Origin of the sequence: Aquimarina penaris, assembly GCF_040786285.1 — a bacterium.
Taxonomy (GTDB): Bacteria; Bacteroidota; Bacteroidia; order Flavobacteriales; family Flavobacteriaceae; genus Aquimarina.
Genome location: NZ_JBFMKQ010000001.1, coordinates 1,066,594 through 1,078,192 on the forward strand (window position 1 = coordinate 1,066,594; position 11,599 = coordinate 1,078,192).

The window sequence follows — 11,599 nt, forward strand, 5'->3', positions numbered from 1 at the left end:
ATACTATTAACTGTTTACTGATTTCTTTGCTTCGATCATTTTTCGTAACATATATTCTACACCATTTTCATTATTACTTTTGGTGGTGTAATTGGCAACTGCTTTTACATTAGGATGCGCATTTTGCATAGCAAAACTATAGGTAGCCCTACTCATCATTTCGAGATCGTTATTATAATCTCCAAAAACCATAGTTTCTTCCGGTAGTATATTATGAGTATTTTGCAATTGCTGTAACGCATACCCTTTATTGGCAAGATTGTGAGATAAGTCTAGCCAAACCTCTCCCGATACTTTCACTTTTAGGCGATTTTCTAGATGTTTTAATGCAGGATATAAATATTTCTCTGATCCTTTTTGATTGCAAATAGCAATTTTTAAATATAAATCATCGGTTACCTCGGCAAGATCTTCTACAATTTCATAGCGATCATAGAACTCGGTAAACATATTGATAAAATCTTGTCCGTAATCTTCGATATATCCTTTTTTGCGACCACAAAGAATAATTTGTGATCCTTTTAGTGTTTTAGTAATCTCCAACAATTCGAGGTACGTTTCACGGTCAATTACGGTAGTTTGTAGTTCTTTGTCTTGCCGCATGGTCAATGCTCCGTTCTCTGCAATAACAAAAATATCATCTTTTATGGGTTTTAATTTATCTATAATGCTGTAATACTGCCTTCCGCTTGCGGCAACAAAAGTAACTCCTAATTCTCTTAGTTCGTCGAATAGGTAATAGAAGGATTGACTTACCTCTCCTCTAGAATTAAGAAGTGTACCATCCATATCTGTTGCGACAAGTTTTATTTGAGATAAATCCATAGTAAGTATTAATTTGTAAACAAAGGTATATAGTTCACCAGAACTAGATATGTTAAGACTGTGAAATTTGTATTAAATTAGAGAAATTTATTGTCATTCCAGCGTAGGCTGGAATCCAAACTGTTAATTACAGTGATTAATAAAATTGTAAGGTTATCTTAGTTGTAAAAAAAAATAGATTCCAGCCTACGCTGGAATGACAAGGTGTATGAAATTCTTCCAAAAAGAAATACAACTAGCTCCTCAGAAAAGAGGATTTCATTTGATTACCGATGAGGTGTTATCTGCCCTACCCGAAATCAAAGAGGTTAAGGTGGGTCAACTACAGGTGTTTATCAAACACACTTCGGCTAGTCTTACGATCAACGAAAATGCAGATCCTACAGTGCGCCAAGATTTTGAAAGCCATATGAATGTTATGGTTCCTGAAAATGCACCATACTATATTCATACCTACGAAGGACCTGATGATATGCCCGCTCATATTAAAGCCTCTTTAATGGGAGCATCGGTACACATCCCTATTACCAATGGGAAACCAAATCTTGGCACCTGGCAAGGCATCTATCTTTGTGAACACAGAGATTATGGTGGTGCTAGAAAATTGGTGTTAACGGTGTATGGCACTTAGACAAGCTGAGTGTGGCATAGACATAGTGCTCTACAGTTATTTCTTTAAAACCATTGAGCCCAAGGAATTCTAGATAACATAAGGATCCATGCTATAGTATAAAAAATAGCCAACATCTTAAATTTTGGAGTAGAAGTCAGTTTCTTTTTATGTTTAGAGTATCCCATAGTGATAAATACGATCATTAGGATCATCATCATCGGGTGCTCTACATTATAGAGTCGCAATGTGGCATCTTTCATGATCTCTCCCATTTTATGAGTTCCAGAGAACCAAACCACAAGAGGAGACACAAAGAAGATAATAATACCAATTAACAATTGAATATGCGAAACGATAAGTGCAAATAAAGAAACTCTAAAGTCTTTTGGGGCATATTCTCGCTTGCTAAAAAAACCTGCAAGAGCGTTAATTGTGGCTAGTGTTACAACAAGCAATACCAGATAAGCCCAGTATGAGTGAACGATTTGAATAGCTTCGTACATAATGATGTGTTTGTTTTTCTCAAAGGTAAGTATAATGAATAAAAAAACAACCAGGATTTCTTGTTGTACGTATTTATCTGATTAAATTTAAAATTATTTTGAAACCAAAAGACGTGCAAATAAATTCAGATTACAAAGAGAGGTTAGAAAAACAGTTAGAAACGATACATGGTCTCCTTAAAGATCACTATCAAGAAAATGTACAAGTGGGAGTTTTGTCCGGGATTTCGGGGATGTCTCTTTTCCATTTTTACTATTCAAAATATAAAGGAACAGATACTTATTTTGATGCCGGAGTAGAAATACTTAACGAATCTGTACATCGTATTAATAGTGGATACAATGTACCAACATATTGCACCGGGATGGCGGGTGCAGGATGGGTGCTCGATCATTTGGTAGAAGAAGACTTTATTGAACTTAATACAGATGAGTTACTAGCTGATTTAGATGAATATCTTTATGGTATTATGATTGCCGATATAAAGAATGGCAATTATGATTTTTTACACGGAGCGATTGGGTATGGGTTTTATTTTCTGAAAAGATTTAAAAATACAAAATCGGATACGCTTAAAGAACGATATACAGATTATTTATTAGCATTAGTCTCTGAGCTTGAAGAATTATCAGAAAAAGACAAGCACGGCCTTAAATGGCCTCTTGTGTTACATAAAAAGACGGAAGAGCCAGAATATAACTTTAGCTTATCTCATGGGATACCCAGTATTATAAATTTTCTTTCTCGTTTGCATGAATTTGAAGAATTTCGAAATTCTGTAGAGTCGTTACTCAAAGGGGGAGTCTCTTATGTAAAAAGTTTTGAGAACTCCGATAAGGATGCTTTCTCATTATTTCCAAATAATGTTATCGATGCGCATAGAGGCAGGGATAGCAGATTAGCCTGGTGTTATGGTGATTTGGGAGTAGGACTTACTTTAAGGCGTGCTGCAAAAACCTTAAAAGATGATCAATTACATGAAACGGCCATACGAATTTTAAAACACGCTGCTAATAGAAAAACGATGGTGCAATCTTCAGTTAAAGATGCAGGATTATGTCACGGATCATATGGTAATGCACAAATTTTTGGCAGACTATACCGAGAAACTAATGATAGTACTTTTAAAGAAGCTGCAACTCATTGGATAGAACAGGGTATAGCAATGGGTACTTTTGAAGATGGATATGCAGGGTATAAGCAATGGCAGGGAAAGGATAACAAATGGGAAAATGAAATTAATTTTCTAACGGGTATTGCTGGAATTGGTTTAGCCATCTTGTTTTATCTCTCTGATTTTGAAACTACCTGGGATGAGTGTTTGATGATAGGATGATATTTTAAGATGCAATAGTATAGTATCCCCTTTGATCTTTCAGGATTATCCACAGGATCTATGCTATCGTATTAGAAACCCCTTACGGAAGAGCATTGAGAAAGATTGTAGTAGAGTAATTTTTATGCTCCCTCTCCATTGAGGGAGAGGGCTGGGGTGAGGGTGTCATACACAAATACTGTCATTCCTGCATTTCGACAAGCCTGTCCTGAGTTTATCGAAGAGCTCAATGTGGCACGCGGGGATGACAAAAGTTGGCGTGAATATTAAAAGTAATAGACGTACAATAAGGATCAAGGATCTAACAATATCCTATCGGTACGTATCAATAACCAACAGGTATACAACAATACACTTGTGGTTTGTAACAATGTCAGTTAAGTGCCTTACAATGCACTTCCGGTCTGTAACAATGTCATTCAGACGTGTTACAATGCGTTTCAGGAAGATAACAATACGCTCGACGTTCGTAACAATGAAGATCGAGTGGGCCACAATGTACTTAGAGGGCATAGCAATACAAATCGGGTGTCTTACAAGATGACAAGACTTGTTGAAGTACTAGGGCTGGCGTGATTTTCGTCTAAAAGCCTGATTTCGATACAATTTTTCTGCGCTTCACTACGAAAAATCACTCAATCTGACGGCTTTTAATTATACTTTAAGTTATATAGAACTCACGTTAAAATATAGTTAGTGTGAATGCTGGATAAGAAATTTTCGTCAGTTTGAGTGCCAAATCTATGATTTGGTGTATCGAAAACAAGAAAATTTCGATTAGAATTTACTTCTCGACAGAAATTTTTCACAAAAAACTTGAAGAGACGTATTTAATGTTATCCATTATTCACATAATAACCTCAAACCCAAATTGTCGGAAACCTCTGCATCAAAAAGGGGTTTAATCCCCAGAAAATCATATTGTTATTTGATGTAGGTTTGTGACTTCAAACTTTTAAAACTTATAAATTCACACAAATGAACCAAGAAGAAGTAAAGTATTACCGGATGTTTATTGCAGTAAAAAATACTTTGGAAAACAACACTTCGATATGGAGTGGAAATCCAAAATTTGCTGAAACTAAAACCAATTTCGATAGCGAAGTAAAGGCCATTAGCCTTTTAGATAAAGAAGCTTCTCTAAATACCAAGGGACAAACCCGGGACAAAAATCAAATTCGTTCTGCTGTAGAACAAAAAACATTGATGTTATCAGGAGCACTTACCGCTCATGCATCACTTACTAAAAATGAAACATTAAAGGGGACTCTGATCACCAGTAAGTCTGGTTTAGAACGCCTTAAAGAAACCGAATTGGTTACCTATGCCAGTATAATGGCCGACACAATTGTGCCATTACAACACACCTTTACTTCTGATTATGGGGTTACCGAATCTGAAGTAGAAGATTTTCAGACCACATTAGATGAATATGCTCCTTTGGTGGGGGTTACACGGCAACGCCAGGCAAAGATCAATGCTACTAAGAAAACGTTGAAAGGTCATGTAAATGAGGCCAATCGTTTATTACGAGAGATTATCGATCCATTACTGTTACGTTATAAATTTACCAACGTTGAGTTTTATAACGAATACCAACAATCCAGAACGATTGTAGATTAGTTTTTAAAATCAAATTCAGTACTACAGATTCGAAAAAAGAAAACCCTCTCATTCAATTGAATGAGAGGGTTTTGATATTTTAACGCTAATAAAGTTTAGAACTTATAGCTCAACGATCCATTAAAAGTCACACCGTTGGTATATAAGAATCCGAAATCATCAGTAGACTGCTGTCTTACTTCATCAAAAACATTAAATACATTAGCCCTGAATACAAGTTTACTTGTGTCAAATTTGAAGTTATATGTTAAACCTACATCAGTAAGTGAATAAGGCTTAATTTTCCCAACATTTTTTGTTTGTAAACCTCTACTGTCTGGATCATCTAAGTAGTGGTTTGCATAATAATTAATATTGGCATCAACAACAAGCCCTTTCATCACATTCACTTTAGTACCAAGGCCAGCAGTAAATTGAGGAGCGGTATCCACCTTTACCCCATTTAAGTCAAGACCCGCTTCCGATGAAATCAACTGATTGGTGTCATCATTATATTCTTCTTTGGTTATTTCACCATTAAATTTCCAAGAACCACCAGAAAGATATCCTTTTAGATCCATCCAGCTAGTTGCATTATATACAAATTCTACCTCGGCACCGGTATGAACTTGATTAACACCTCTATCGAAGATATTTATATTAGTATCATCGTCTGGTGTATCGGTAGGAACCGGATTAAGATCTAAAGTTCCACTTGATAAAATTACACGGTTATCCCAATTCGTATAGTAGGCGTTAAAATTAATTTGTAAGGCATTCATCTTAAAACGATACCCTAATTCAACACCGGTAATGTCTTCATTATCTAATTCGGGCTGAACAAAAGCATTTGATACTCTTCTGTTTTGGAAAAGATTATCAAGGAATGGTTGTCTTGAATAAAATCCGGCATTAAGATATAAAGTGTGTGCATTTTCAATAGTATACCCAAAACCACCTTTAAGGTTATATCCAATTTTATTTACTAAATCAGAATCTCCTGGATCAAAAAATCTTTCTTCTCTTTTAAAAGATTGATTAGAAACTGCCCCTTGAAAGAAAGCACTAAACTTATCACCGGCATATTCTATCTGAGAAAATAAACCTTGATAGTTGATGTTTTCAGAATAATCAAAATCAATACGTTGATCCTCATCGGCAAAATTAAACAAAGCAGCCCATGGGTTAGAGTCATAAGTTTCAGTTACGATACCTCCATCAGGTCTATCATTAGACCAACCCTGAAGGCCATGAAAATCTGTAATTTGTCTAAAGTGATCTCCACGGTATAATCTAAAATCAACTCCGACATTCCATGATAATTTTTCAGTTAATTCTGTATTAAAGTTAGAAATCAACCCATACCATTGGTGGTTATTCACAGAATTTCTTCTTATATATCCTATTGCATCTCTTGAACTAGGTGCATTAACACCTATTCCTCCAGGTACAGCAAGGTTACGTTGTTCAATGTTGTAAAAATCGACTTGTCCTCTTAATGGGCCCTCATCTCCATCAGGATCTTCAGTTCTAAGAGCTCTTTGCCCTCTTTGCCCGATCGACCCACCGCGACCCCAAGATGCATACAATACAGAAGAAAGGCTAGATTTATCATTGATCGTCCAATCCCAGTTAAGGTTGGTGACCGGTTTATGATAATAGTTTCCTACCTCTGTTTCTATTCCTGAAGTAAATTGTCCATTGCTTCCTACATTAGCGCTAAAATCTTCAGTATATCCCCAATGTTGGTTAAACCTTGGGTTGGCGGCAATGATTTCATCATTTTGAGACCATCTGTTACCATGAACTTGAGGAGCTCCCGTAATTAAGAAGTTAAAGTTATGCTCTTCATTTGGTTTATATCCAACAGCAAAGAAGTAGTTTTGTCCTTGTCCAAAAGTACCTTCAGCCCATTTTCTATGCGCTTGCCAATGATCCACTAATACTGAGAATGCCCAACCTTTTTCGTTCATTCCAGTATCGTAAGATAAAGTACCCTTCATATAACTATCGTTACCTCCTAAAAATCTAGCAGACCCACCTTTTTTTCTGTCTGCAGCTTTCATTACGATATTTACCGTACCACCAACAGAAGATATGGCTAACTTAGAAGATCCTAAACCACGCTGTACCTGTACGGCATTAGCAATATCAGTAATTCCTGCCCAGTTTGACCAAAATACACGTCCATCTTCTTGAGAGTTGATCGGTTGACCGTTTAATAGGATAGCAGTATTCGTATCATCAAAACCTCTTACGAATAAAGCACCATCACCAAAACCAGTTTGGTTAGCTATGAAAACTGAAGGCGTACTTTTGATTATTTCTGCAACTTCTACATTACCTGCGGCTTTTTCCTGAATTTCTTGTGCTCTAATAGTAGAAACGGCAATAGGTGTTTTTCTATCATCTGCTAAATCGATAACACCTGTACCTACAATGATAATCTCTTCAAGAGAGTTATCTAAATTTAATGTAATAGTACCTAGGTCTTGATCTCCATTAGTCACATCATAATCGATGTTTTTAGATCCAAATCCTACATAAGACACGTTGATGGTTCCAGTAGGACTATCTACCTTAAGAGAAAATTTACCATCAAAATCTGTAGTTGCTCCGTTAGAGGTTCGTAATTGAATTACGTTTGCTCCTGGTAATGGAGCGTTTGACTCACTATCGAATACTGTTCCTGTTACTACCCCTTGAGCATGCGTTTCCCCAACGACTGCTATAAGGATTACAACAAATAAAAATGTAATCTTTTTCATTATAATATAATTTGTGTTAATTGATTCGTACAAAAGAACTAATCCTGTTGCAACTTAAGCTTATCTTAAAGTTAAGTAAAGGTAAGAATTATGTGAAAATTAAATGTTAAAAAATTAACGTTTAAGAGGCTGAATTTGTACTCTTGGTACCTGACTTATTAACAAATTTTGATTTTACATGATGATTAGGAAAGATCCTTTTTGAAAGTAAATTCTGTGAACAACACACTTTATTAGGATTTTGAAGAATTAGCAATTAGAAAAAAAACTACGACTTCTAATTCTTATACACCTTAAGCTGTTAATAAAATGGTATGACTGTTCTAAGATATGATGGGTGGGACAAGAAAAACCGGAAAGGTATTGTGTAAATTTAGAGAGAATCTCTATTTAAATAAAAAAAGCTGTTTAAAATTTTAAACAGCTTTTTTTAAGTATTTATATATTATGGGACACTCCAGGTGTTTTCTGCTGCGGCACCACCCCATATAAGTGTTGCCAAATATGGATTATCGATAAATGGATTTCTATTTCCCTGAGCGCTTTCAAAAATGTTATTACGTTGTCTTTCGAAAGATGAAACGGGGTCGGCTGCATTCCATTCAAGGAATAAAGCAAGATTACCAACTTTATCAAAAGAATCGCCATAGCGAACATGTACATACATAATCATTCTGGCTACATCACCTCTCCAGTCATCACCAGGATACCACGAATCACCGTTGATTAATTGATATGCCCCTGATCCATTTGCAAAAGGGAAATTACTTCTTTGCGAGTTAACACTAGCATCACAAGCTCTAAGGTGATGTAAGTCACCCACAGCTGTAGAATTGTCTAACCTCGATTGAGGGAATATATGCTCTGTATTAAAGGTTTGAGGAGAGTACGAATTACTACCCGAGGTATATTCTTCCCAATATCTACTTTCTCCGCTATACATTAATACTACGTTATCTGCATTGCTTTCATCTTCATCGGCATTATAGAGATAATTATGTCGTTGACCATACGAAAGTATCGTAGTGTGCGACTCGGTAGTGATATCCTTAATTTCCTGTAATGTAAAATCTGCATCTGTTGTAAAAAGAACGTCTTGATAATATGTAGCTAATGCCATAGGAATACTAAAGGATACTTTCTCTAATATCGTAACTGTAACAGTGGCTGTTGCACAAGAAGGATCCGGAGTATCGTTATCGCAAAGCGTATACCTAAAGGTATCGCTACCCGTAAAATTTGCTTGCGGAGTATAGGTTACGGTTCCATCATTATTAAGCACAACACTTCCGGAAGCTGCAGTATCATCAACTGATGAAATAGCTGCATTATCAATTACCGTATCGTTGTCTAAGAGATTACTAAACACAACAGCTGTATTTTGCACTCCGTTTACGGTATCATCCATAGCGCTAGGAGATCCCTGATCTGATACTCTTAAGGTCACTGTTGCGGTATCACAAAAAAGCTTTTCTTCATCATTACAAACTGTATAGGTAAAGGTATCATCACCTGTAAATGAATCGGCTGGAGTATAGGTTATTGTACCATCGTTGTTTAAGACTATAGTACCTGTGGTTGTTAAACCATCTATTGAAGAAATAAGAATCCCTTCAACCACATCTACATCATTTTCTAAAAGAGTATTGATTATAATTTCAGTATTTTCTTCTACATCAATAACATCGTCTACTAATACTGGCGTAGCTGATTTTCGAACTTCTATGGTTACCGTTGCTGTTGAGCAATTTGCAGGAAGTTTATTGTCACATAACGTATACGTAAAGGTATCAATACCCGTAAAACCTGAAGGCGGTGTATAGGTTAATGTTTTGTTTCTATTGTCTACAATCTTTCCTTCTTTTTCTGTGAGAGCATCAAAAGAAGTAATTCTTCCGAACTCAAATATGGTATCATTTGCTAATAAATCAGCCAGGATAATTTCGGTATCCAGGATTGTCATTACTTCATCATCAATAGCAATGGGAAGGTCTTGCTCTGCATTTTCATTAGTTTGATTAGCAATTTCATCCTCGCTACATCCTAAAAGGATCAAACTAAAACTCAAAAAATATATTATCTTTTTCATTTGGTTTTTTTAATATTCAAGTGAGATTTACCCATAATCATGTTGGTTATTACCACCGTTATAGAGGTGGGTAATCTCACAGGAAAAAATTATGTAAAAACCCATTCCGCTCTAAAAAAGAGGAATGGGTTTTACCTTTATAGGTAGAAAACAACAAACTAGTTATCGTTATTTAAAACGTATTCACCATTTTTAAGTATAACACTGATTTCTTCAGTTGTTGTACTACCATTATATATACTATATGTAACTACAAATTGTTGATCTTCTTCGGCACCTGGATAGTTCTTAAGTAAAACGGCATTAATAGCCGCTAATATTTGGTCATCATCCCAGTTGGTACTTCCGCCATTGCGATTAAAATTACCAAATCGATCTAAGTTTGATACTTGTTCTTCGAATCCTGCAACTCCGGTAAGTTCTGCTACTACTACGGCATAGTCATCTCCAGTTAAGGCATATTTAATAGTGTTGTCTGGCACCCAGACACCATTTTTAACTCCAAATTTGATAGTTTCTACAATTACGCTAGGGATTGCGTTAAACGCATTTCCATCAAAAACAAAATTAGTATATCGCTCATTCGTTGAACCGTCATAAAAATTATAAGCCACTGCGATCATGTCATTTTCTCTCGCAAATTGAAATTTAGATTTTAAGAAGATGGCAATGTTGTAAAACGCAACGTCTTCGTCAGAAAAGTTCGAGAATCTTTGCTCCATAGCAGTGTAATCCTCTTCTGCTAATGTAAAAGGAATGTCCCACTCTGTAGTTAACGTATATATTTTAGTTTCGTCTTTAATGGCAAGCTCAACTTTTAATTCTGTAAGCGCATTAAAAGCACCACCAGCGTATTCAAAGAAAACAGTTTCCTCACCAGATTCACCATCATAAATTGAATATGTAATACTGTATTGGCTTCCTTCTTCTGCAGCGGGATAGTTGTTGTTTAACACAACAGTTATAGCTTCAGTTATCATGGCATCAGACCAATATGCTGCTTCCCCAGATCTTCTTTCAAAATTACCAAACCGATCCATACTAGATGTTGCATCAGGATATGTAGAACCAAGCCCAGTAACGATTGCTGCGTAATCACTATCTACTAAAGTATAGTCTGTGGCTGCAGCTTCATAAGCGGTCCCATTATAGGTTACCAATATTTCTAAATCTACATTAGAACCATTAAAAGCGGCATAAGTCACCAAATATTTCTGATTCGATACAGTTTCAGAAAAATTATTAAGTAATATCTGAGAAATTTTATCAATTCTAACGGCAATATCTTCTTCACCTCTTCCTGGTCGGATATCAAAATTATTAAATCGCCCATTTCCTACCAGATCATAATCATCATCTGTTAATGTATAAGCTATTTGCTCTGAAATTGTTTTGTACGATAACCTAACATAAGAACCTGCTTCACTTTGCGGGTATTTGTATGCAAGTAGGGCATTGATATCAGAATTACCTGCTAAATATGCGCCTTTAAGATCTTCAGAAGCAATTAATGCATCATAGTCACTTTTAGCCACTGTGTAGTCTTCTACTACTATTGGAGCATTTAAATTAAAAGCAACATTTGCAGATGATTTATCTCCCCATACTGGATATTTTTGAGCTAGTAATGCAGGGATTAAGGCTTTAGCTTCCTCGATAGAGCTAAAGTTTTCAAAGGACAATTCTAATGCTTCGTAATCTTCGGTGGTAAGCGTATAATCTGCTTCACCTACAATAGCATTATTTACGGCTTGATCCAGCTCTTCATACGTTTCTTCTAAGGGTTCACAAGAAATAGTAGCTATTCCTACAAATGCTAATATATATATTAATTTTTTCATTTTTTCTAGGTATTTACTGTT

The 11,599-nt window shown here is 35.8% G+C and carries 8 protein-coding genes; 3 read left to right on the forward strand and 5 right to left on the reverse strand.

Translation table 11 applies throughout. The features are described 5' to 3' along the window. Window positions 1-6 precede the first annotated feature (6 nt). Window positions 7-825 carry an HAD family hydrolase gene (locus ABW637_RS04290; RefSeq protein ID WP_367583397.1) on the reverse strand — a complete coding sequence of 273 codons (819 nt, stop codon included), beginning with the start codon at window positions 823-825 and terminating at the stop codon, window positions 7-9. A gap of 208 nt (window positions 826-1,033) precedes the next feature. Here ABW637_RS04290 and ABW637_RS04295 point away from each other — a divergent pair, with 208 nt between their 5' ends. Further along, window positions 1,034-1,456, forward strand: a complete 423-nt coding sequence (locus ABW637_RS04295) for a secondary thiamine-phosphate synthase enzyme YjbQ (protein WP_367583398.1) — start codon at window positions 1,034-1,036, stop codon at window positions 1,454-1,456. A 44-nt stretch (window positions 1,457-1,500) separates the two neighbouring features. On the opposite strand, the gene ABW637_RS04300 is transcribed toward ABW637_RS04295, so the two are convergent. Beyond that, the gene (locus ABW637_RS04300; protein ID WP_367583399.1) at window positions 1,501-1,941 is read right to left on the reverse strand and encodes a hypothetical protein; all 441 of its coding nucleotides are present in this window, start codon (window positions 1,939-1,941) and stop codon (window positions 1,501-1,503) included. A 98-nt stretch (window positions 1,942-2,039) separates the two neighbouring features. On the opposite strand from ABW637_RS04300, the gene ABW637_RS04305 reads away from it, so the two are divergent. Continuing rightward, window positions 2,040-3,278 carry a lanthionine synthetase C family protein gene (locus ABW637_RS04305; protein WP_367583400.1) on the forward strand — a complete coding sequence of 413 codons (1,239 nt, stop codon included), beginning with the start codon at window positions 2,040-2,042 and terminating at the stop codon, window positions 3,276-3,278. 978 nt (window positions 3,279-4,256) lie between these two features. Next, the gene (locus tag ABW637_RS04310) at window positions 4,257-4,901 is read left to right on the forward strand and encodes a hypothetical protein (RefSeq protein WP_367583401.1); all 645 of its coding nucleotides are present in this window, start codon (window positions 4,257-4,259) and stop codon (window positions 4,899-4,901) included. A gap of 95 nt (window positions 4,902-4,996) precedes the next feature. Here the strand turns inward: ABW637_RS04310 and ABW637_RS04315 are convergent, their stop codons facing one another. The 3 genes from ABW637_RS04315 to ABW637_RS04325 all read right to left on the reverse strand — a co-directional run bounded on the left by ABW637_RS04315 (window position 4,997) and on the right by ABW637_RS04325 (window position 11,578). Next, window positions 4,997-7,648: a TonB-dependent receptor gene (locus ABW637_RS04315; protein ID WP_367583402.1), complete on the reverse strand. Its 2,652-nt coding sequence runs from the start codon at window positions 7,646-7,648 to the stop codon at window positions 4,997-4,999. A 445-nt stretch (window positions 7,649-8,093) separates the two neighbouring features. After that, the gene (locus tag ABW637_RS04320; RefSeq protein WP_367583403.1) at window positions 8,094-9,737 is read right to left on the reverse strand and encodes an Ig-like domain-containing protein; all 1,644 of its coding nucleotides are present in this window, start codon (window positions 9,735-9,737) and stop codon (window positions 8,094-8,096) included. A gap of 158 nt (window positions 9,738-9,895) precedes the next feature. Continuing rightward, the gene (locus ABW637_RS04325) at window positions 9,896-11,578 is read right to left on the reverse strand and encodes a hypothetical protein (RefSeq protein WP_367583404.1); all 1,683 of its coding nucleotides are present in this window, start codon (window positions 11,576-11,578) and stop codon (window positions 9,896-9,898) included. Between the last annotated feature and the right edge of the window lie 21 nt (window positions 11,579-11,599).